This is a genomic window from Thermofilum pendens Hrk 5, from assembly GCF_000015225.1.
Classification (GTDB): domain Archaea; phylum Thermoproteota; class Thermoprotei; order Thermofilales; family Thermofilaceae; genus Thermofilum; species Thermofilum pendens.
In genome coordinates this window covers 1,054,134-1,075,748 of the sequence record NC_008698.1, presented here as the reverse complement: position 1 = coordinate 1,075,748, position 21,615 = coordinate 1,054,134, and the positions used below count along the sequence as shown (strand labels likewise).

Annotated in this window: 21 protein-coding genes; 8 read left to right on the top strand and 13 right to left on the bottom strand. The window is 59.2% G+C overall.

Going from position 1 to position 21,615, the window contains the following annotated elements:
• The 7 genes from TPEN_RS05845 to TPEN_RS05815 all read right to left on the bottom strand — a co-directional run bounded on the left by TPEN_RS05845 (position 1) and on the right by TPEN_RS05815 (position 5,350).
• Positions 1 to 783: an ABC transporter permease gene (locus TPEN_RS05845; protein ID WP_011752800.1), complete on the bottom strand. Its 783-nt coding sequence runs from the start codon at positions 781 to 783 to the stop codon at positions 1 to 3.
• Positions 780 to 1,784, bottom strand: a complete 1,005-nt coding sequence (locus TPEN_RS05840) for an ABC transporter ATP-binding protein (protein WP_011752799.1) — start codon at positions 1,782 to 1,784, stop codon at positions 780 to 782. Before TPEN_RS05840 ends, TPEN_RS05845 begins: the two co-directional genes overlap by 4 nt.
• A gap of 91 nt (positions 1,785 to 1,875) precedes the next feature.
• Positions 1,876 to 2,970 (bottom strand): MFS transporter, encoded by a 1,095-nt coding sequence (locus TPEN_RS05835; RefSeq protein ID WP_011752798.1) that lies wholly within the window; start codon positions 2,968 to 2,970, stop codon positions 1,876 to 1,878.
• Between the two features lie 10 nt (positions 2,971 to 2,980).
• Positions 2,981 to 3,847: a LysO family transporter gene (locus TPEN_RS05830; protein WP_011752797.1), complete on the bottom strand. Its 867-nt coding sequence runs from the start codon at positions 3,845 to 3,847 to the stop codon at positions 2,981 to 2,983.
• A gap of 21 nt (positions 3,848 to 3,868) precedes the next feature.
• The gene (locus TPEN_RS05825) at positions 3,869 to 4,582 is read right to left on the bottom strand and encodes an HAD family hydrolase (protein WP_011752796.1); all 714 of its coding nucleotides are present in this window, start codon (positions 4,580 to 4,582) and stop codon (positions 3,869 to 3,871) included.
• 58 nt (positions 4,583 to 4,640) lie between these two features.
• Positions 4,641 to 4,985, bottom strand: coding sequence for a nucleotidyltransferase domain-containing protein (locus TPEN_RS05820; RefSeq protein ID WP_011752795.1), 345 nt, complete (start codon positions 4,983 to 4,985; stop codon positions 4,641 to 4,643).
• Positions 4,961 to 5,350, bottom strand: a complete 390-nt coding sequence (locus TPEN_RS05815) for a HEPN domain-containing protein (protein ID WP_011752794.1) — start codon at positions 5,348 to 5,350, stop codon at positions 4,961 to 4,963. The genes TPEN_RS05820 and TPEN_RS05815 overlap by 25 nt, the downstream gene beginning before the upstream one ends.
• Positions 5,351 to 5,663: 313 nt before the next feature.
• Here TPEN_RS05815 and TPEN_RS05810 point away from each other — a divergent pair, with 313 nt between their 5' ends.
• On the top strand, positions 5,664 to 6,914 hold the full coding sequence (locus TPEN_RS05810) for an ATP-binding protein (RefSeq protein ID WP_245534143.1): 1,251 nt from the start codon (positions 5,664 to 5,666) through the stop codon (positions 6,912 to 6,914).
• Positions 6,915 to 7,235: 321 nt separating this feature from the next.
• Here the strand turns inward: TPEN_RS05810 and trxA are convergent, their stop codons facing one another.
• Positions 7,236 to 7,649: a thioredoxin gene (gene trxA / locus TPEN_RS05805; RefSeq protein WP_011752792.1), complete on the bottom strand. Its 414-nt coding sequence runs from the start codon at positions 7,647 to 7,649 to the stop codon at positions 7,236 to 7,238.
• A gap of 260 nt (positions 7,650 to 7,909) precedes the next feature.
• Between trxA and glpK the strand changes: the two genes are divergently transcribed.
• The 5 genes from glpK (at position 7,910) to TPEN_RS05780 (ending at position 12,087) form a co-directional block, all read left to right on the top strand.
• Positions 7,910 to 9,481: a glycerol kinase GlpK gene (glpK, locus tag TPEN_RS05800; protein ID WP_011752791.1), complete on the top strand. Its 1,572-nt coding sequence runs from the start codon at positions 7,910 to 7,912 to the stop codon at positions 9,479 to 9,481.
• 64 nt (positions 9,482 to 9,545) lie between these two features.
• A complete protein-coding gene (locus tag TPEN_RS05795) occupies positions 9,546 to 10,700 on the top strand; it encodes an FAD-dependent oxidoreductase (RefSeq protein WP_011752790.1) in 1,155 nt (384 codons plus the stop codon).
• A gap of 12 nt (positions 10,701 to 10,712) precedes the next feature.
• Positions 10,713 to 11,372: a succinate dehydrogenase/fumarate reductase iron-sulfur subunit gene (locus tag TPEN_RS05790; protein WP_011752789.1), complete on the top strand. Its 660-nt coding sequence runs from the start codon at positions 10,713 to 10,715 to the stop codon at positions 11,370 to 11,372.
• Positions 11,373 to 11,756 (top strand): succinate dehydrogenase/fumarate reductase transmembrane subunit, encoded by a 384-nt coding sequence (locus tag TPEN_RS05785; RefSeq protein WP_011752788.1) that lies wholly within the window; start codon positions 11,373 to 11,375, stop codon positions 11,754 to 11,756.
• The gene (locus TPEN_RS05780; RefSeq protein WP_011752787.1) at positions 11,743 to 12,087 is read left to right on the top strand and encodes a succinate dehydrogenase/fumarate reductase transmembrane subunit; all 345 of its coding nucleotides are present in this window, start codon (positions 11,743 to 11,745) and stop codon (positions 12,085 to 12,087) included. The genes TPEN_RS05785 and TPEN_RS05780 overlap by 14 nt, the downstream gene beginning before the upstream one ends.
• Before the next feature lie 12 nt (positions 12,088 to 12,099).
• Here the strand turns inward: TPEN_RS05780 and nrfD are convergent, their stop codons facing one another.
• The 5 genes from nrfD to TPEN_RS05755 all read right to left on the bottom strand — a co-directional run bounded on the left by nrfD (position 12,100) and on the right by TPEN_RS05755 (position 18,327).
• The gene (gene nrfD, locus TPEN_RS05775) at positions 12,100 to 12,978 is read right to left on the bottom strand and encodes an NrfD/PsrC family molybdoenzyme membrane anchor subunit (RefSeq protein ID WP_011752786.1); all 879 of its coding nucleotides are present in this window, start codon (positions 12,976 to 12,978) and stop codon (positions 12,100 to 12,102) included.
• Entirely contained in the window at positions 12,975 to 13,538 is a 564-nt protein-coding gene (locus TPEN_RS05770; RefSeq protein ID WP_011752785.1) for a 4Fe-4S dicluster domain-containing protein, read from the bottom strand. The genes nrfD and TPEN_RS05770 overlap by 4 nt, the downstream gene beginning before the upstream one ends.
• A complete protein-coding gene (locus tag TPEN_RS05765) occupies positions 13,535 to 15,973 on the bottom strand; it encodes a molybdopterin-containing oxidoreductase family protein (protein ID WP_011752784.1) in 2,439 nt (812 codons plus the stop codon). The genes TPEN_RS05770 and TPEN_RS05765 overlap by 4 nt, the downstream gene beginning before the upstream one ends.
• Positions 15,974 to 16,245: 272 nt before the next feature.
• Entirely contained in the window at positions 16,246 to 17,397 is a 1,152-nt protein-coding gene (locus TPEN_RS05760) for a hypothetical protein (protein ID WP_011752783.1), read from the bottom strand.
• Positions 17,398 to 17,499: 102 nt separating this feature from the next.
• Positions 17,500 to 18,327: a cation diffusion facilitator family transporter gene (locus TPEN_RS05755; protein WP_011752782.1), complete on the bottom strand. Its 828-nt coding sequence runs from the start codon at positions 18,325 to 18,327 to the stop codon at positions 17,500 to 17,502.
• Positions 18,328 to 18,433: 106 nt separating this feature from the next.
• Between TPEN_RS05755 and TPEN_RS05750 the strand changes: the two genes are divergently transcribed.
• Together TPEN_RS05750 and TPEN_RS05745 are read left to right on the top strand one after the other, a co-directional pair.
• Positions 18,434 to 19,477 (top strand): UDP-2,3-diacylglucosamine diphosphatase, encoded by a 1,044-nt coding sequence (locus TPEN_RS05750; protein ID WP_011752781.1) that lies wholly within the window; start codon positions 18,434 to 18,436, stop codon positions 19,475 to 19,477.
• Between the two features lie 107 nt (positions 19,478 to 19,584).
• On the top strand, positions 19,585 to 21,612 hold the full coding sequence (locus TPEN_RS05745; RefSeq protein WP_011752780.1) for a tetratricopeptide repeat protein: 2,028 nt from the start codon (positions 19,585 to 19,587) through the stop codon (positions 21,610 to 21,612).
• Positions 21,613 to 21,615 lie beyond the last annotated feature (3 nt).

Below are 21,615 nucleotides of genomic sequence, written 5' to 3'. Positions count from 1 at the left end.
CTAGACACCCTTCCTTAGCAGGGCCTCCTCGGCCTTCCTGAACAGCCTGCTGGCAGCGGCGTTGTAGAGTATGGAGAGGGATATCAGTAGCGCGAAAGCCCCGCTGTAGAAAGCCTGGACTCCCCCGCCCCCCTCTAGGGCCCTAGAGAGCTCCACGACGTAGGTCACAGGTATGAGAGCGGAGAGCGCCCGCATCCACCCCGGCAGTACGCTCACCGGGTACACCGCCCCGGAGAGGAGCAGGACGAGCGGCGTAACCCACTCGAGCACGGGGGACTCTTCGTGTACCAGGAGCGTCGCCCCGGCGACCAGCGTGCTTATGCCCAGTAGCGGGAGCAATCCTAGGAGGAGGAGCGCGTAGGCCGCGAGGAGGTGTAAAAGCGCGTCCGCGGGCCCCTCTTCGAGCGCGAGGACAGGCAGGAACGCTACGGCTTTGAGGAGAGTTTCGAGGATGTACCTCGGGAGGTAGCTCACGACGAGCGCGAGGAGTACTCCTCCCGGCGACAGGGTGTAGTACGGTAGGACCCCGGAGACCCTTAGCAGTATTCCCTGCCCGGCGACGTCCCAGAGGACGTCTATGGAGCCGGTGACGGCGAGGGTCTGCACCACGACGTCTCTAGGCGTGTAGCCCGCGCCGAGCTGCTTCGATATCAAGAGGAGGAGCGCGTAGACGAAGTAGGGGCGGGCAAGGGTGGCGGCAAAGTACCCCTTGTTGGACTTGAGCATTGAGACCTCGAAGAGTACGCCCGCCTTGAAGATCCTCGCGACGTCTCCCGCCTTCACGGGGAGCTCACCCTGTGGCCGGCGAGCTTTATGAACACGTCCTCCAGGGAGGGCTCGACTATGCTTATACTCCTCACCTTAAGCCCGGCGGACCTCAGCTCGTGTAGCACCCTCTCGAAGGCTTCCTCGGCGTGCGCCACGGGGACTGATACCACGACCTTGTCTCCCAGCCCCTTCCTGTGCGCCGTCCTGACCTCTACCCCCGGCACGTTTCTCAGCACGTTCTGGACCTGGAGGCCGGCGAGCCCGGCTATCCTTATCTCCAGGAAGACGCTGTCGGCAACCCTCTTCTTCAGCGAGTCGACGGAGTCCACGGCGAGTATCCTCCCCTCGGATATTATCGCGACGCGGTCGCATATTATCTCGGCTTCGAACATGTTGTGCGTAGTTACCAGCACCGTCTTCCCCTTCGAGTGAGCGAGGCTTGTGAGCAGGGACCGGATCCTCCTAGCGGATACGGGGTCTAGCCCCAGGGTGGGCTCGTCGAGTATAAGCACGGGCGGGTCAGTGAGGAGTGCCCTAGCGATGCTCAGCCTCGCCTTCATGCCGAGAGACATCTCCTCGTAGAGCTTGTCGGCGTACGGCTGTAGCCCCACGTCCCTCAGTACCTCGTTCACCCTCTCCTCCAGCGCCTTCCCGTCCAGCCCGTACAGCATCCCAAAGTACTTGAGGTTCTCGCGCCCCGTCAGCTTGTAGAAGAAGCCTTTCTCCACGCTGAGCGATACCCCTATGAGCTTCCTGACCTCGTCCCTCTCGGAGACGACGTCGAAGCCCATTATCCTCGCATAGCCGGAGTCGGGGAGCAGGAGCGTTGCGAGTATCTTTACGAGGGTGGACTTCCCGGCGCCGTTAGGCCCGAGTATGCCCAGAACCTCCCCCTTCACCGCCGTGAGGGAAACACCCTTCAAAGCCTCGACCCTAGTCTCCTCTACCCTGAACAGCCCCCTCCTCTTCCTGGACACGTACGTCTTCCTAAGGTCCCTGGCCTCGACGACGTACATCCAAAGACACCTCTGCCTGGCTGGCTACAAGCGCTGAGAGGAACAGAACTCCAATACCAGTTATGCACCGCGATTATAAAAATTTTTCAGTTTACCCGCGCGACGCAGGTGCCGACCCGCGCGGTTTTCTCCCTGCGAGGAGGGCCGCCAGGCTTGCCAGCAGAGAGGTGGAGAGCAGAGGCTGAAGACCGGCGTACTCGCCGAGCAACGCTGCGAGGAGAGGGCCCAGAGAGTAGCCTGCGCCTATGAAGGACTCGAAGAGGGCGGTGTAGTTGTGGACCCTGTCGCTCCCCGACTTGAACACTCCTTCGAGCGCTATCCCGTAGATAACGCCCTGCCCGGCGCCGGCTATTAGCGAGAGTGGCAAGTGGAGGAAGGGGTTGTCGACGAATGGTATAAGCGAGGATGCCAGCAGGACGGGCGCCGCGATCTCAACCCTCTTCAGTGGCGCCGGGAGAGCGTCGTAGGCGAAGAACACCGCGGTCCTAGACAGTATCATCAGGAAGAGGGCGAGCGACAGCATGAACCTCGGCAACCCTGCCCGCTCTACGAGCACCGGGTAGAACGTTATCAGGCCCGAGGAGCTCAGGGAGTACGCGACGCACAGAACCCAGGAGGCCCTCAGGGAGTATAGAGAGGATAACACGTCGCCGAAGGTTGCCCGAGCCCTGGCCCTCTCCTCCCCCCGCCTCACCGACAGTGCTAGCAGGAGCGAGGAAGCCGAGAAAGCCGCGTAGAGCGCCCTCGGATCCAGGAGGCTCAGCGGGTACACTAGCAGCATCCCTGCGAGCGAGCCCGAGCTCCAGGAGAACGAGAACGCGGAGACCTTCCCTCCCGACGACGAGACCAGGTTCTCGACTGCGGGCCAGAAGACGCCGAAGCCCAGCAGGACGACGCCCGACGCCAGCAGGATCGCGTAAAGGCCTGTGGAGGCGGAGAGGAGGGCGTAGCCGGTAGCCATGCTGGCTAGCGAGAGGAGGATTGTCTTCGAGTCCCCCAGCCTGCCCGCGAGGACGGAGGAGAGGAGAGCGCCTGCTATGTAGACCGCGGACGCCGTCCCCGTCACGAGCCCTACCTCCGCCTCGGTGTAGCCTAGCTGGAGCATGTAGAGGACCAGCACGGGGATCATGAGCGACTGTAGCAACGACATGGAGAACGACAGGGCGTACGCTAGCCTCCCGCTCAAGGCTACCACCTCACACAGCCCGGACCACGAGGGCCTCCAGGAAGGGCACGAGGAACGTCAAGAGGAACCCGTGGACTATGCTCGGGACAACCGCGTCGTCGCCGTACACGTACGCGTAGACTGGAAGCGTGTTGTCCATCGTCGTAGCGCCGCCAAGGCTTATCGCCGACACCCTGAACCTCGAGATGACCGGGACGAGGGCGAAGGTCAACTGCTCCCTCAGAATGTTCACAAGGAAGGCCGTGAAGCCCTGCTCGGGGCCCAGGAACTGGGCGACGAAGGACCCCGCGAAGCTGTACCAGCCCAGCCCCAGGGTGACCGAGAGGGCGTAGTGCGGGGAAAGCCCGAGGAGGGCAGCCACCGTAAGCCCCGCGAGTACCGCCGACGCCAGGGTTACAGCGACAGCCTTTAGGGCGACGACCCCTCCTCTCCTCAGAGAAGCTACGCTTAAGGCTGAGTGCATCGTGAGCCCCGTAGCCGCTATGACTGCGAGCACGAGCACCGGTAGCGCCTCCGAAAGGTAGGGTCTAAGCCAGCCCGCCGAGAGGCCCGACGCCCAGCCCACGGCTATAAGCGCCAAGAGGTATACGTTGGGCCGGGGTCGCGCGCCCGCTCTAGCGTGCGCCGCGCCTCTTGAGGCTAGGGCGCCCAGCACCACCACGTAGCACACTATTGCCGCCAGGAAGAGGAGGGTCTGCGCCAGCGAGTACTTTAGCGCTTCCAGGCCGCTCGACGCCGCCCACGCGCTTATAGCCCAAACTAGGACGCCCACCGAGACGTCGAAGAAAGCCTTGGGCAGGCTAAGCCTCAGCGCCCTACCTACCACCACGGACGCGACAAAAACGGTAACAACGCTCCAGGAGTCTAGGGGCACCATACCGCGACAGTCCCGTACAGCCTAGAGCTTCGACAGGGCGTCCAGCACCGCGCAGAGGTCGTCGACTACCAGGACGCCGTCCGGCAACCGGAAGTACGGGTCGTAGAAGCCCGTCTTCACGACCATGGCTTTGAAGCCCGCGCTGTACGCCTCGGCCGCGTGCTGAGGCCTGTCGTCTACGTGTAGCACCTCCTCGTTTGACACCCCGAACTCCTCCCTCACGGCGTTGAGGGCCTCCACCCTCGACGGAGCGTCCTCGGGGACTACGAGTATCTTGTCGAAGAGCTTCACGGGTACGCCCTCCTCTATGCGCCTCCTCTTCATGCCGGGGACACCGTCGCCTCCCGACACGCTTACAACGATCTTCCCCCTCTTCTTCAGCTCCGATAGTAGCTTCACGGCGCACCTGTAGGGCTCCGAGCCCTTAACTCTCGCCTCCAGGAGTAGGTCCTGGAACTCCTTGACGTCGTACCTCACCGGGACCGCGTACTTCCTCGCGAACTCCTCTAGGAAAAGGTGCATCTTGCCGTAGTCGAACACGCCCCTCTTCTCGAGATCGTACCAAGACCTGTACACATCGTCCGTCACCATCTCCAGCATGCCTGCAGGCACGCCTATGTAGAGCAGGAGTATCTGGAGCACGTCCCTCATGTACGTGTAGCTGTCCAGCAACGTCCCGTCGACATCGAAGGAAAACACCTTCACTTCCGCCAAAACCTTCTCCAAGCCGCTCATTCGAATCAGGGCTAGGAGCCAGGTAAGAAGATAAAGTTTTCTATTAGCGCGCGAGACTCTAGACTAGGGGTACGGCTTCCTTCTTGAGGGTTTCCACCCAGGCGCTACGCCCTTCCCGCCACTCTTCGGGGGAGAGCACGAGGAGATCGACTTCCGGCTCCAGGACCTCTTTGAAAAGCTCGAGCCTCTGCAGGGCGTTTAGCCCCTCCACGCCTTCGACCACGAGTACCAGGTCGACGTCGCTAGTCTCCAGGTAGTCTCCCCGTGCCCTGCTACCAACCAGGTAGGCACCCACGAGCTTGAACCCCCTGCCCTCGCAGAGCTTGGCAGCCCTCCCGGCAACCCTCTTCGCAACCTCCAGGGCCTTCTCCTGGGACCTTAGGGCAGATGGCGCCTTACCCATTCCACGACCCTCCTGGCCCTCTCCACCAGCTCCCTCGCCTTCGCCTCGTCGTAGAGCTCGTAGGGAAAAGCGTTCGCCGCGTTGGGGTACCTCGAAATCGTGTAGTGAACTGTGAGCTCCCTCAAATCCCCGATGATATCGTCGACGCTTAGCCCCAGCTCGCTCTTAGCGGTTTCCGCCAAGGCGAGCAGGCTGTGCCCCCTATAGACCCTCCCCCGGCTTAGAAGGAGGGCTTTCAAGGCCTTCTCAGCTGCTTGCTGGCTCCAGAAAGCCGCCGAATCCCAGTCATGTGTGACTAGGTCGTTCCTCGCCTTTTCGAGGTCCCTCTCTGCCTGCCTGAACCACAGCGAGGCCTCTTCCCTCACGCTCCTCTGCCGAGTAAGAATACCCGGCTTCGCCAGAAATGCTTATCGCTCGCGCGCATGAAGTAGACCACAGTGTGCTTAACCTTCACGAACCTGCATGTAACCTTACAAACCTGGTAGAAAGCGGAAGGCGCGAGCCCTCCCGCCACGCTGAGCCCGGGTATCCGTGCGCTTGAAGGCTCCGTTAACCTGCAGGGCCCGCACCACTCAACCCAGAAACCCGCAAGCGCCACCTTGCCTGCCCAATCTCCTCCACACGCGGTCGGTAACTTAAAAGAAAGGGTTATAAAGTATAATCATGGTTAGTCTAACTGTGGTTAGTATAGTGAGGCATTCGGATTTGGCCAGGTGGAAGAGTACAGGAGCCTGGGTTCTCGTCTACGGGAGGAGGAAAGTTGGAAAAAGCTACTTCATCAGAAATTTCACTAAGTGGGACTCGTACTACTTTGTCGGCAGGGAGGGGGAAATCTTCGTCGACTCCGAGAGGATAAGCTACGAGGCCTTCAGAAGGGAACTAGCTGAGAAGCTGAAGCACAATGAGACTGTCGTGGTCGATGAGTTCCAAAGGTTGCCCAGCGAGTTTAGCGACATGTTGCATAGCCTGGGGACCAGGGGGCGCCTAGTCGCTGTTTCCTCCACCCTGTGGCTTTCGAGGGAAATTCTCAGTGGTAGATCCCCATTGCTCGGCATGATGACAGAGTTCAAGATGGGCCTGGTTGACGAGGCAGACATACTGGTGAACTTGTCGAGCTATGTTTCAGACCCGAAAAGACTTGTTGAAGTATCCGTCCTGCTCAGGGAGCCGTGGCTCACTCCGGTGTGGGAGAGAGCAAGCAACTTCGAGAGAGGGGTCGTGCAGACCCTGAGGTACACGGTGCCGGCTCTTGTAGGCGAGGTATTCAGGGAGGAGGAGCGCTTTCTTTCAAGAGTGTATGAGGGAGTACTTAAAGCTGTAGCCAGCGGGAAGAGCGTCTCGTCGGAAATAGCGGCTTACCTCTACTCCAACAGGCTCATGGCCGCCCAGGATCCAAGCTTAGTGCATCCTTACCTCAGAGTCTTGGAGAGGATAGGGATACTCGAGAAGGTGAAGTTCTACGGGAAGAATAGATACATGTACAGGCATGTTTCCCCCGTGGTTGACCTCTTCTTCTACATGGACGCAAAGTACGGTATAAGCGAGAGGGAATTGGAGGAGGAGCAAGCCTTGAGAGTGCTGAGGGAGAAAATGCCTCTCTACGTTGAACAGTTCGTTGCCTACCTACTCTCCAAGTCGATGGGGCTCTGGGCTGAGAAGATAGTTGAGCCAGGACACGAGGTAGACGTGGCTCTTGTAGACTTTAAATCGCTTAAGGCAGCGGTGGAGGTAAAGTGGAGGGAGACTCTCACTTCAAGCGACGTCGAGAAGATCGAGGAAAGGCTGTCGAGGTATAAGTGCAGGAAGATCTTGGTGGTTCCAAGAGGGGACGTTCTGCCGAGAGAGCCGAAGGGGATAGAAGTATTCAGCGCGGAAAACCTACTCGAACTAGCTAGGACACGTGTGAAAAAGCTACAGCAACAATTGTAGTTCTGGGCTCATCGACTGCTTGAGAAAGTCACAGTTGCTTCTCTTCTCTATAAGTGATACACCTTTGATACACCTTACAGCCTTTCGTGCCCATACGAATTAGCAACACGGGCCTAATCGGCTTTGCACGTACCCGGGTGCTTAGCACAGTCAATCAGCAGCTTGTAGGGATCTACGCGTACACCCCGCTCTACTGCTTCACAAAGCGCCTCGATGCACTCAAGTGGTACAGCTGAGTCCGGGAACCTGCGTAGGTACTCGTGCCACTTGGAGTCGTTGCAGAACTTAAGTGCTTCGTCGGCCCTTGCTCTACAGTGCGCGCTACCCGGCTATTAGCCCTTGAAGCGTTAGGTCGAGTTGCCTCGCGAGTAGCGGGGAGTACCCTATGAAGCGCTTGAACTCCTTGCCACCCTTAAACACTATCATCGTGGGTATGCTCATAACGTCGTACTGCACCGCGAGGTCGGGGTTCTCGTCTACGTTCACCTTGAGGAAGGCGACCCTCCCGGCATACTTGGCGGCGAGCTCCTCGAAGATAGGCTCCGTTAACCTGCAGGGCCCGCACCACTCAGCCCAGAAATCCGCAAGCGCCACCTTACACTTAGACAGCGCGTCGTTGAACGTAGGGGCTCTAGCCCACCTCTCGTAGGGGCAACGGGCGCTCCCCGCGGTGGAGCCCCTCCTAGAGACCAGCTCTCTCAGCATCCTCCTCTTTATCAGCTCGACCTCCTCCATACGCGACCAGTAGCCTAGAGAAGCAGAACCTATAAACGTTTCACTACGAAAGTAGACATAAAAAGAGAAGCACATGTCTACCAAGTGTTGTTTACATGAGTTCTCGTTTCAAGCCCATCTGCCGCGTATGTTCCTTTTACAAGCCTCCATCCGAGCGTGAATGTACCCATACTTCCTGCGCACGAATGAGTCGAAAGGCTACTCCAACGCTTTGTTTCAAAAGGAATCTTTATATTTTTTATCCTCAAGCCATTTAAGCTATGTCAAAGCTAGTCTTGGTAATAGATCAGGGTACTACTGGAACCCGAGCGGCTATTTTCGACCCGGAAGGTAGACCCGTGCCTGGCGGGTGGTCTTACAGGGAGCACACGCAGATCTACCCCAGGCCTGGGTGGGTTGAGCACAACCCCCTAGAGATCTGGGAGAAAACGCTAGAGTGCATAAGGGACGCCGTGAGGAGGTCCAAGGTGGACCCGGGCGAGATAGCCGCGATAGGAGTGACTAACCAGAGGGAGACTGTTGTCGTCTGGGACGTCCGCACCGGGAACCCTCTCTACAACGCGATAGTGTGGCAGGATAGGCGTACAGCCCCGATAACTGATAAATTGAAGGAGGAGCGGCTGGAGGAGATACGCGAGAAGACCGGGCTTATCCCGGACCCCTACTTCTCCGGGAGCAAGATACAGTGGTTGCTCGAGAACGTGGAGGGGCTTCGCGAAAAGGTAGCTAGGCGGGAGGCTGTCTTCGGCACGATAGACTCCTGGATCATATGGAACCTTACGCGCGGATCCAGGGAGGTGTTAACCCCTGAGAAAGGCGGCGCCCATGTAACCGACTACTCAAACGCCAGTAGGACCATGTTGTTCAACATAAAGAGGCTTGAGTGGGACCCAGAGCTACTGGAGGCTATGGGCGGGATACCGGAGGACTCTCTTCCAACGCCGAGGCCCTCCTCGGACCCGGAGATATACGGGTACACCGGCCCGGAACTTAACGGTATATTCAACGGTAAGAGCATAGCCGTCGCCGGGGACGCTGGAGACCAGCAGGCAGCGCTATTCGGGCAGGCGGGGTTCACGCCGGGAGACGTTAAATGCACGTATGGCACCGGGAACTTTATACTCATGAATACAGGCGGGGAGATACGCTACTCGAGGAGCGGGCTTCTAACCACGGTGTTCTACTCTCTATCAAAGGGTAGAGCGACCTACGCGCTCGAAGGAAGCATATTCATAACTGGGGCTGCTATCCAGTGGCTAAGAGACGGGCTGAAACTGATAGAAGTGTCCCCGGAGATCGACCCCCTCGCGGAGTCGGCGGACGATACGGGCGGGCTGTACTTCGTCCCGGCGTTCACGGGGCTCGGAGCCCCCTACTGGGATCCCTACGCGAGGGGGCTCATCATAGGGATTACCCGCGGAACCACGAGAAAGCATTTAGCGCGGGCAGTACTCGAAAGCATAGCCTACCTCACGAGGGACGTTGTGGAAGCCATGCAGGCAGATGCTGGCTACGCTGTGAGGATTCTTAAAGCGGACGGGGGCGCTGCAAGGAGCGACTTCCTCCTACAGTTCCAGGCAGACATTCTGGGAGTAGACGTTGTAAGACCCCTCGTACGGGAGACGACCGCTCTCGGGGCAGCCTACCTGGCGGGTTTAGCTGTAGGCGTTTGGAGCAGCCTGGACGAGGTGGGGAGGCTCTGGAGGGAGGAGAAGAGGTTTACGCCCCAGATGAGCCGCGAGAAAAGGGAACAGCTCTACGCCGGCTGGAAGGCCGCCGTCAAGCGGGCGCTCGGCTGGGCCAAGGAGGTTCCCTGGGCGTACGGCTACTAAGTATCCACCCTATTTACTCAACAAAGTTTAAATAACTATCAATAAAGTTACAGGTTGACCTCCCTTGACGAAGAAGGTCGTCGTGATAGGCGGAGGCGTCACGGGAGCAGCGCTTGCCTACGACTTGGCGCTACGCGGGCTGAGGGTAACGCTACTCGAGAGAGGCTCCATCGGGAGCGGTACGAGCGGGAGAACCCACGGGCTCCTGCATAGCGGGTGTAGGTACGTGGCGGACGTGGAGGTGGCAAGGGAGTGTTACTCCGAGAACGTGGTGCTCCGGAGGATAGCGCCGTTCCTCTTCGAGAAGAACGGCGGGATTTTCGTGGCCGTGGACGAGTCAGACCTGGAGTACAAGGACTTCTTCCTCAAGAAGTGCGAGGAGGCAGGCATACCGGTGAAGGAGGTTAGCCGGGAGGAGGCTCTCAAGCTGGAGCCGAACCTCAACCCCGACTTGAAGGCGGCGGTGCTTGTCCCCGACGGTACCTTCGACCCCTTAAAGGTCATCCTGAGCTTTTTAGCTTCGGCTAAACAGCGCGGGGCCGACATTAGGCCGTACAACGAGGTCGTGGGCTTCAGGGTGGAGGGGGGAGAGGTGAAGGCGGTTAAAGTGAGGGACAAGGTATCCCTGAGGGAGTACGAGCTCGAGGCCGACTTCTTCGTTAACGCGACCGGGGCGTGGGCCAAGAAGGTCGCCAGGCTGGCGGGGCTCGACGTCCCGGTGAAGCCCAGCCCGGGAGTCATGGTCGCGCTGGATGGGCGGGTAGGCTTCAGGGTCTTCAACAGGCTAAACAAGCCGGGGGACGGGGATATAATAGTCCACCACAGGGGGACCTCGGTTATAGGCACGACTTCCTGGGTAGTGGAGGATCCCGACAAGGTGGAGGCCCCCAGGGAGCACGTGGAGCTACTGCTCAGGCGCGGGAGGGAGCTTGCCCCGGTGACCTCCAAGCTGAGGGTGAAAGCTGTGTACGTGTCGTCCCGCCCCCTGGTGGGGAGCCTGCCGGCGGGTACCGGTAGGGAGGTCAGCAGGAGCTTCGCCATCATCGACCACTCGCGGGAAGGCGCCGGCAACATGGCAAGCGTTATAGGCGGGAAGTTCACGACTGCTAGGCTCATGGCGGAGAAGACGGGCGACTTCGTAGCCGAGAGGCTCGGTGTCTCCACGCCCTCCCGCACGGCGGAGACCCCCCTCGCACCGTACTGGGCGTACTTCACCTAGGAGGTGGTCGACGTGAGGTACCGTTTAGTGGTTAGGAGGTACAAGCAGGGCTGGAGGGAAGCGGAGTACAGGGCCTACGAGGTAGACGTTGACCCTGATACATCGGTGCTCGACGCGCTCGAAAAGGTAAGCCTGGAACAGGACCCCACGCTGACGTTCGAGCACGCATGCCACCACGGCGTGTGCGGGGCTTGCGGCATGGTCATAAACGGCGTGGAGAGGCTTGCCTGCGTGACCAGGATAGGCGAGGTTGCCAGGGGAGGCGTAGTTGTGGTCGAGCCGCTCAGAGGGTTCCGCGTTGTCAGCGACCTAGCCGTGGACAAGTCGAGGATGTTCTCCCAGTACGCGCTCGTAGAGCCCGGCACACTGGAGAGGGTAGACGGGGTGGTCGAGCTGGAAAAGCTCTTCGACTGCGTGGAGTGCGGGGTATGCTACTCTGCGTGCCCCATAGCGAACACTTTCCCGGAGTACCTGGGCCCCTCGGTCATAGCGCTTGCCTACAGGTCCTCGAAGGACGGGAAGGTCCCCGCCGTTCTAGACTCGAGGAGGGGCGTGTGGGCCTGTCACGCGGCCTTCGAGTGTAGCGTGAGGTGCCCGGTTGGCTTCAAGCCGGGCGAGACTATAATGAAGGTTAGGAGGGGTTTCCTATCGGGTAAGCTCGGGGTGAGGTAGGTGGAGAGGTTGCGGGTTGTCTTGTCGTCGTGGTTCCGCGTTAAGGGTAGAAGCCTGGAGCACGTGTCGTTCTCGTTGAGAAGGCTTTCCGGGATAGTGCTAGCCCTGTACTTCCTCGTGCACATGGTCGACATATCGACCGTCGTGCTCGGCAAGGAGGTCTACGACTCCTTCCTCAAGGTGTTCACTTCTCCTCCAGCGGTACTCGTGGACCTCTTCCTATGGGGGGTGCTGGTCGTGCACGGTGTGCTCGGAGCCTACTCCGCGGTAGTAGAGTCGGGGTTCCTCCTGGAGAAGAGGAGGCAACTCTTAGCCGCGAGCTGGCTGGCAATAGTCGTGCTCTTCGCCGTCGGCGCGGCGGTGATAGTGAATGCCTTCCGGTAAAAGCGGGGTAGCCTGGTTCCTCCAGGCAGTAACCGGAGCAGTGCTCGCGCTAGCCGTCTCAGCCCACATAGTCAGAGTGCACCTGCTCGGGTCGGCGCACGGCATACCCACCTACGAAGAGGTCTTGGCGGCTCTCAAGAACCCGCTCGTAATGCTCGGAGAGCTCGTACTGGCGTTCTCGGCTACCTACCACGCTCTATACGGGCTCCACATGGTCCTCGTGGAGTCGAAGTTGCTGAGCGAGGAGAAATCCAGAAAAGTACTGACAGCGCTGGGGATAGCGCTAGCCACGTGGATAGTAGCATTCAACGTGCTAGTGCTACTAAAATAAAAAAAGGTTTTTTTAAAGAGACAGTTCCAGGAAGATTCCTGCCTGTAGTACTAGTATTCTGAGCGCGAGCGCGCCTACTAGGGCGCAGGCGGCGGCTAGGAGTGCGAGCCTCCTATCCTCCTTCCTGAGCAGCATGAAGCCTAGCACCATCGGCACCGCTACCCCTACGAGAACTACCAGGAGCCAGAAAGCCGCGGCGAGCTCGCCTGCTACGAGAGCCTCCGCGCTCCTCCGCGCCGCCTCTACGCCGGAGTACAGCGAGACGTTCAGCAGCGACGCTAGGGCTACAGCCTCCGCGATGTCTACCGCGAGGCCCGACTTCGTAAGGAAGTTCGAGACCTCGGGCTTGTGCACTAGGATTTTCAGTACTGCGATCGCGCATATAGAGGCGGAGAGTATCCAGAGCACCGGGATCAGGGAGTTGTTCCAGAAGGGCACTCCGGGCGCGTCTGCTATCAGGAAGCCGCTGTATATCACTACCATGAAGCCCACGAAGCCCGTTAGCACGAGGTACCACTTCGCGTCAACGATCTTTTGGAGCCCTTTAGCCACTGTCTCGCGGAGGAGCACTAGTAGTGCGAGTAGCAGGAGGATGGAGAGCAGGGAGATGCCTATCGTCATCCAGGATGTAGAGAGCTTGTAGAAGAACGTGCCGCTGAGAACCGAGCGTATAATCGCTAGGGGCATGTTGAGAGGCCTTGAGAGGTCTGCCACCACGAATACTAGGGCCAGCACTATGGACGCGAACACCACGCAGGATAGCTCCTTGGTCTTCTCCTCCACCTTGCCCAGCTTCATCAACGCGTACGCAACGCTCCCCATCCCGGCTATGCCGGCGAACCAGAGGAACAGCCCAATGATTACCGGGTTCCAAACCTCCTGGAACATCATCTTCCCACCACCACGAAGAACTTTGGCCTCGTACCTTTATACTCGAGGAGCCTGACGACCCTACCCTTCTTAAGCCTCTTGTTCACCTCGCTATTCGGGTCGTCGAGGTCTCCGAACGCTCTCGCGCCGGCGGGGCACACGGTAACGCATACGGGCATCAAGCCCGCCTTGACCCTCGACTGGCACGTCTCGCCCATGCACTTCTCCGGTAGCCCGAAGTCGGGGTCGAGCCAGCGCATACCGTAGGGGCAGGCGGTCATGCAGTACTTGCACCCTATGCAGAGGTCGGGGTTTATCTTAACGAGGCCATCCCTATCGATGTACGAGGCGCCTGTGGGGCAGACGGCAACGCAGGGAGCGTTTTCGCAGTGCTGGCACTGTACCAGCAGGATGTACGGTTTCTCCTTGAGGTCGAAGACTATGCGCTTAATGTTCGTCTGTACTCCTCCCCACGTCGGGTTGTCCTTCGTGGTGGAGCGGTAGTTAGCCGCGTTGCACGCCGCTATGCAAGCCCCGCAACCTATACACCTGCTCTGATCCCAGAGGTGCGCCAGCCTCATGCTCCCACCCTTCTAACCTTAACCGTAGAGTTAAGACCCGTCGACCCGTTGAGCGGCTCCAGCCAGCTCAGAGTGAACATGTTCGGGTTTATCCCCTCCTTCATAACTTCGTACTCGCCCGTGATAAGCCTCGAGAAGCGTCCTCCCGCTCTGCTGTACACGAACAGAACGCCTTCCCTAACCCTGTTCGTCACCTTTACCCTCGCGCGGGCCTTGTAGTGGTTGTCCAGCCCTTCGAGCTCTATGAGGTCGCCGTCCTTTATGCCCAGGCGCTTAGCGTCGTTGGGGTTCATCCAGACCCTCCTGTCTACTAGGTGGATAATGTTCTTCGTCCACACAGCGTGCGCGGTGACGAACTGGTCCCTTCCGCTCACGAGGTAGAACTCGTCCGGGTTGCTCGGAAGTGTGTACGGCGGGCGCTTCCACTTTGGTAGCGGGTCGTCGTTGTACTTTAGCGCTGCCAGGCTGTATATCTCGACGAGGCCGCTGGGCGTGGGGAGGGTTCCCGGGCCCGCCTTCGGCATCCAGTGCTTGAACACATAGAAGCCTTTCTCCTCAAGGGACTTCTCTATGTCTTCCACCGGGACGTTCCACGTCTTCGAGAGGGACTCCAAGACTTTCCGCTTGACAAGCGCTTCGAACTCCTTGAACTTCTCGTAGCTGGAATACTCCTCGGTGTAGCCTACTGCCTTGGCTCTCTCGGGGACTGTTCGGCGCAGGATTTCCATCATGATCCAGAAGCCGTTCCGCGCGTCTATGCCGGGAGGCGGGTCGAGGGCTTTGTGCGACAGCTGTATCGCCGCGTGCGGAGTAAACTTGACGTCTGTGAGCTCCTCCCTTTCCAGGAAGATGTTGTCCGGGAGCACGTAGTCCGCGTAGTCAACGCTATCGTTCGGTACAACGTCGATTACCACGACGAGCTCCATGGCTTTGAGGGCCTTTTTCAGTTTCTCGGTGTTCACATCCCTAGTGAAAGGCTCGGCGCCCACGATGAACAGAGCTTTAACCGGGTACGGCTTGCCTTCGAGCGCGGCGTCAAGCACGGCGTCGAAAACATGGGGTACAGCTGGGTACTTCTGCGTGTCTATCCTCTTCGCCCTGATCCCGGGAAGCGTTCCGCCCGTAATCGTGGTTACTTTTTCGGCAGTCGCCGTGGCTGAGGGGGGCATCTTAGACCCCAGCTTTATGTAGAGACCCCCCGCAGTCTCGATGCTACCGACGAGGGCGTTGAGTGTAAGCGCGGCCCTATAAGCATCTGAGTCGTTCGCGTTCTTCGCGGACCACCAGCCGTCCTCCACCACTCCCCTAGCGTTGGCGAACTCGCGGGCAATCCTCCTGATAGTGTCCGCCGGGACCCCGCATATCTTCTCGGCCTGCTCAGGGGCGTACTGCGAAGCCCTCTCCTTGAGTAGCAGGAACGCTGTCTTCACGTGGAAGCCGGCGACGTCGCCCTCCCACTCGAGGGCCGGGTTCTTCGACTTCTTGTAGCTCAGGAAGTCTTTCGCGTCGGCGTCGTAGACAACGTAGTCTGAGCCCTCCCTGCCGAGGTCTTTCTCTGTGAGGGGGCTTCCGTCGGGCTTTATGAGGAAAGTCGCGTTCGTGTACTTCTTCAAAAAGGACTCGTCGTACAGCTTCTCGCTGAGTATGACGTGGATCATGGAGAGCAGGAAGGCGGCGTCCGTACCGGGCAGTATGGGGACCCACTCACCCTCTGCCATCGCCGCGTTGCCCATCCTGGGGTCCACGAAGACTAGCTTCACGCCGGACTCCCGCGCTTTCTGAAGCCTTTGAACCATGCCCATCGCCGCGCACAGAACTCGGCCCACGAACACTACGTAGCGTGCCCGCTCGTAGTCCGGGTCGACGGTCGGAGGTCCACCTGCCCCTAGAACCAGCATCCTCGCGTACGTGCTTGCGTTGTGGCAACAAGACGCGTGCTGAACGTGGTTAGGCGTGCCGAGCGTGAACGCTATGAGCGGCATGTGCCAGGCGTAGAAGTCGTGGTACGTGAATACGACAGACTCGGGACCATACTTGGAGATTATCTCCTTCAGCTTCGTAGCTATCTCGTTGAGAGCAGTATCCCAGTCGACCTCCTGGAACTTGCCCTCACCCCTTTCGCCAACCCTCTTCAAGGGCTTCTTCAGCCTCAAGGGGTGGTTCCACAGCTGGAGCGCGGAAGCCGCCCTCGCGCAGAGCCCCGGCTGCGGGTGCTCGAGGTTCGGCTCAACGTAGACCGTGCCGTTTCCCTCCTTGACTAGGAGAATCCCGCATCCCGCGGCGCACATACTGCACATTACGGGTATCCTGGCTGTAGCCGCGGAGGCTTCTACTTCCCGGGATGGTCTCTGAACCTTTACTGGTAGATTAAGCGAAGAGGCTATGGCGAGCAGTGCCCCGAGCTTGATTGCATCTCTCCTTGTAAGTTCTGCCATATCGATATATGATTATCTAGCCATGTTTATAAAACCTTATGTAATTCTCGCTATATTTTCACCGAAAATAATACTCTGTGTTTCTGAGAGTTCAACAACCCAGACACTGCCTGCGCAACGTAGACAGAGCTCTCTGTCTAGGATAACGGCACGATACGGTGGTGATTGGGCATCCTTTAAAGGAGAAGAGGCCCTCACCTCGAGAGTTTAAGCTCGAAATACCCAATCATAAGCTTTTTTTAAAAAAAATAGGAAAAAGAAAAAAATTGGTTTTACTTTCCTCTACCTCTTCCTTCGCCTTCCTCGTGCTCTTCCTCACTTTCTCCTTGCGTTACACTCGGAGTCCAGGGCTGCGGGCCCTGTCCGTGCTTCTCTTTGACTTCTACCTTGATCTCGTGCTTCCATCCTCCCTTCTCCTTTGCTTTCGTCGCGATCTTGTTCTCAACGCGGCTGAAGACTTCGTTGAGCTTCTTCTCTACCTCCTTGAGCTCCTTTTCGAGTTGCTTACCGGCTTTCTTCACTTCCTTCGCCGACACGTTGCCGGCCGCTATCTTCGCCGCCGTCTCGTTGAGCTCTTCCTCCAGTTCCTCCAAGCGCTCCGTGAGGTTGCCTTTGAGCCCCTTGACTTTTATCTTCGTGTGGTTTATTAAGGGGGACATGTTGAGCGGCAGGGTCTCGTTCTTCTTCAGGAGGCCTAGCTTCATCGCGCGGTTAACTGTAAGCGCCAGCGACGCCCTGTGGAGCTCGGCGTTCACGAGTCCCAGTATCTTCTTCACCACGGCGAGTGTCTTCGCGAGCTCCGGGACGGTGATGTTGCCCGCCTCCAGCTTGGCCTCAGCCTCCTCTAGGAGGAGCTTCGCCTCTTGGAGCAGGCTTATGGCGCCCGAGACGTTGTAGAGGGATGTGTTCACCTTTCCGAGGACTTCGAGGAGTAGGTCTACCCTGTTCTCCAGGACTTCGAGCTGGAGGGTGAGGGCGGTGCGGTTAATGGCTATTGAGGCGTTTACCCCGAGCTTCGTGGCGTTGGCGTAGCCTTCCTCGATTTCCCCTTCAAGCTTGAAGTGTATGTCGTACTCCTCGGCAAGCTCCTCTTGGAGTTCTAGTACCTGGCCGTAGGTGTTTATCGCTTTTATGGCGTAGATCTTCGCCTCGGTGTAGTTACCCGCGTTGAGGGCCTGTATGCTAGCGTTAAGGTATAGGTCGGCCTGGAGGGTCAGGTTGAGTATCAGGGTCCAGTTGGATCCTATGCTCGTGACGTTTAGCGTTGAGGAGATCACGGTGTTCCTGTAGTGTACCAGTTGCTGGAGGCGCTTCGCGTTCGATACTAGGATCTCGGCCGAAGTGTCTGTGCCCGCGAGGGCTATCTGCAGGGGTGCCAGTAGCAGTAGGGCTACTAGTGCTAGCCCGACGATCCTCGTTTTCATCTGCTTTCACCGTGAATAGTTGTAGAAAGGGGTCTTTGATAAGGAATGCCGCGGAAAACCCCGAGAAAACTACGTTTCTCTACGAGAAAAAGTCCCGGGCTCCTAGCAGGGCTCCACGTGTACGAGCACGTCTACTTCGGCACCCAACGCCGCCTTAACCCTCTTCTCCACCTCGTCTGCCGCCCTGTGAGCCTCCTCGATTGTTTTCCCGCCTTTAACCGCCACGACGACGTCGACCTGGTAGTGCGTACCCGAGTGCCTAACCCTGATCTTCCTCACCTCCTCCACTTCCTCGACACCCCTCAAGGACTCGGCTATCCGCCTCGTGAGCTCCTCGGAGGCCTCATCCATGAGGATCGACGTGCTCTCCCGAAGTAGGTGGAAAACCTCTACGGCGAGTATAGAGGCAAGGACGGCAGTCACAAAGGGATCCAGCCACGCAGTGGTTATCGCGGTGAGGACTCCCAGAGCTCTCAGGGAGTCACCCATGTAGTTAACAGCGTTCGCCCTCAGGGCTACGCTTTTGCTCGCCCTGTACCCGAGGTAGTTCACGCCGGCCAGCCCCGAGTCCACGGCCACTATCGCCGCGGCGATCTGGACGGCTAGGGGGTCGCTTCTCACGATATAGCCCTCCAGGACCCTCTTCACGAGCTCCGCGACTACGTAGGCCAGAGACGTACCCGCGAAGAGCCCTATAGTGTAGCCTGCCAGCGCCTCAGCTTTCCCGTGCCCGTAGTGGTGGTCCTCGTCCGGCGGCTTTCTGCTCAGCCTAACGGACAGCAGGGCTAGCGCAGAGGTAGCTATGTCGGTAACAGAGTCCACGAACTCTGTGAAGGCTGCCATGCTCGATGTGAGAGCGTAGACGGCGAGCTTAGCAACCGTGATCCCCAGCACGGCGAGGAAGGTTAGTAGCGCGACGCGTTCCCTCATGGATCCTCCTCCTAGAGCCAGCAGGACTCAAAGCTCCGGACGCCTTTAAGACTTTTCGTAATTAGTTTAGTTAGGTTTTTTAGACGCTCGCGAAGCGTGCACTGCGATGTGGAGCGAGGAGTTGGACGTAGAGGGCTTGAAGGTGCCAGTGTTCCACCTTACGAGAGACGAGGAGGTTCTCGTGTTCTCAGACGTCCACTTCGGCCTTAGGTTTAACGGCAGGGAGCTCTCGCTCCACGAGGAGCTGGCGGAGTTCCTGGAATCCGTCCTGGAGGGAGGCGAGCATCCCAGGCTGGTGGTACTGCTGGGAGATATATTCGAGCTGTGGAGCGCCAGCCTCAGGGATGTTTTCTCTGATGCTTTCGACTCGCTTAGGCTTCTATCCAGGCTGGACTCGACGATCGTCTTCGTCCCCGGTAACCACGACAGGGTGACTACGAGGCTCCACTTGGAGAGCCTTAGGGGCGGGGGTGGCTTCGTGATAGCGCCGGAGATCGTACTGCTCGACATCGACGGGAAGAAAGTTCTGCTGTTCCACGGGCACCAGCTCGACGGGCTGTTCCTTGCCGTGAAGGGGCTCTGGAAGCTTCAATCGTACGTCTACATATTCTCCGAGTCCCTGATGTCCCTTCCCGGGCCTCTCGAATGGGTCTTCGCGGCGGTAGCTGCTACCACGGTGCTTCTACTCATGGTGCTCATACAGGCAACGTCCCTGCTCATGGAGGCTGCGATCGCCCTGTCCGCCTTGATACTGCTCTCGCCGATGGTGATACTGCTGTGGAGGAAGGCCCAGGACAAGATCTGGTACGGCTTCGTGCAACCACTAGCTTCGAGGCTACTCAAGAGCAGGCTACGCGGGAAGTCCCTCCAGTCGCTCGCCGTAAGCAAGCCTCTGAGGAGGCTGATCGGGTTCCTAGAGTCCTTCCCCTCCGTGGGTAAGCTGGACCTAGTGGTGTTCGGGCACACGCACGTGCCGGAGTACCTTGCCGAGGGCGGCAGGTTGATACTGAATACGGGTAGCTGGGTTCGAAGCAACTCCTCGACCGGGGTGGATAACAAGACATACGTTAGGATAAAGAACGGTAAAGTCATGCTGGCAAAGTGGGAGGGGTCAGAGATAAAGATCTTCGAGGCTAGCCTTGTGCAATAGGCACGGGTTCCCTGAAAGGCCGGGAGCCCCCTCTTTAGTCTTTGACTCCTCCCACTTGTCGCGCGCAGGTTTTTTAGGGGCTCGCGGAGACTCCTGCATCGAGCCCTATGTCCTACTACGCCTGCGTAGCCGCAGAAGCAAGGAAGGCGCCGCCCGGAGGAGACTTTGTGCGCCTCGCGCAGATACTCCTCGACTGCGGGAAGAAGCACTGGGAGGACGTCGAGAGCGTTCTCGCTGCCTCGCTGGGCGAGGTAAGCCTTCAGGTACTCGAAGACGCCGCGGAGAAAGTACGGGTGGCTGGGCACGGGCTACAGGGAGCCCCAGAGGGCGAGAGGCGCGTGCTCCACAGGTATGTAGTGTCTTTGCTCGAGGCTTTCTTGGGGGGCGTAGATGTCTCGCTTTTAACGCTGGACACCGTTGACTGGCTGTTAGCCTCCCTCGACGAGCTGGAGTCGGTGCTCGGCGCCGGCTCGGATACCGCTAGGAGTATCCTGCGGGAGATAAGGGACAGGATTAGCTTCAACGTCGTAGAGCTGGACGTACCAGCGAGGCCGAGCCTCCTACAGGTGGATACGGAGAGCCTGCCGTGGGTTCTGGACGAGCTTTGGCCGCTACTCTCCGAGCTGGTATCCGGGGAGGGCTCCTCCTCCGCAATTTCGAGGTCAATCGGGCTACTTGAAGAAGGGCGGGCTGTGGCGCTCAAGGGCAAGGCGGGGTCCGGTAGGCACTCGCTAGCCTACCTGCTCGCCTCCAGGCTACTCGAAGAAGGGTACTCCCTCTACTACGGCGACCCGGCTCACGCTTCGCTCCTCTCCGGTAAGAAAGCCGTGTTCACTGTGTCCAGCGAGATAGTGTTTGCCCCCTCGGGCTGGAGCGGGGATCCGCCGGCCCCGGTGGTTCTGGACGGGGTGTACTCGGAGAAAGAGCTACTGGAGATAGCGGAGGCTAGGCTCGCCTGGGAGGGGCTTGGAGGCGGGAAACTCGCCCGCGAGATCGCCGAGAAGTGCCCCGGGAACCCCTCCTGCGTAGACGCCGCGTCGCTTTACCTCGCGCTCTGCCGGCAAGCCGGGAAGCCCTGCGACCTGGGGCCCGGCGGACAATCAGTCTACGAGAGGGTGAGGGAGGCTGTGCCCCCGGGCTTCCGGGAAGCCCTGTCCATCCCTGCCTCGTTCAGGACGAGGAGCTTCCCGGCTGGGGTGCTGGGGAGCGCCGCGGAGGAGTACAAGGAGTACGCGGACAGGTTGCTTTTAAGGGTGCCGCACCTGGGGCTTTACTCCTTCAGGTCTACGCCGCTCCAGCTAGCGTTTAGAGGGATCCCCGCAGCCCCGGCTGGCGTGGCTGAGCTGGCATACTCCTCTGAGCAACCATTCGTGGCTTCATGGATCCTCGTGTCAGGCGTCCCTGGCGCGGGCAGAGTCCTAGCGTACACCTCGCTGAACAGCTTGACTGAAGAGGCCTCACTCCAAGCACTAGAGGCCGTGGCCATACTGAGGCCCGGCACAGTCTCGGGGTTCCTGAGGGGCTCGACGCTCCACAGGCTGGGAGTCCTGGAGAGGTATGCGAGGTCTAGCGGTGCGCTCGCAGTCTCGGAGGAGCTCGCCCACCTCTCGGCAAGCATCCTGGAAAGGCTCGCCCCCCACGGCGAGGAGTACAGGGTCCTCCTGGGCTCCGTGCTCGAAGAGCTCGCGGAGGTAAGGCTTGGAAGGGGGTTGCCGGAGCTCTGCCTGTACACCTTGAAGAGGAGGGAGGAGCTCGGGTTACCGGAGACCGCTAGGTCCCTGGCTTTGCGGGGGTTTGCCCTGCTACAACTGGAGAGGTACGGCGAGGCGGAAAGCGCCCTGGCTAGAGTGCTCGCCATGTACGAGGAGAGCGGGAGAGCGGACGCGCTCTTCTTCTCAGTGAAGCTGTCGCTCTCCGAGGCGTGGCTGAAGAAGGGTGAGAGGGAGAAGGCCTTGAGCGAGCTCGAAGGCTTAGTAAAGCTCCTGGTCAGGGAGGGGTGCGAGTACGCCGGCATGCTCTTCGACGCAGCCTCGCTACTTAAAAGAACGACGGGAAAGAAGAACTACGCCGTTTGCGCCCAGCTGACTCGGTGCGGGTACCTCGACCTAGCCGGTAGCTACGGTTGCTTCGAGTAGAGC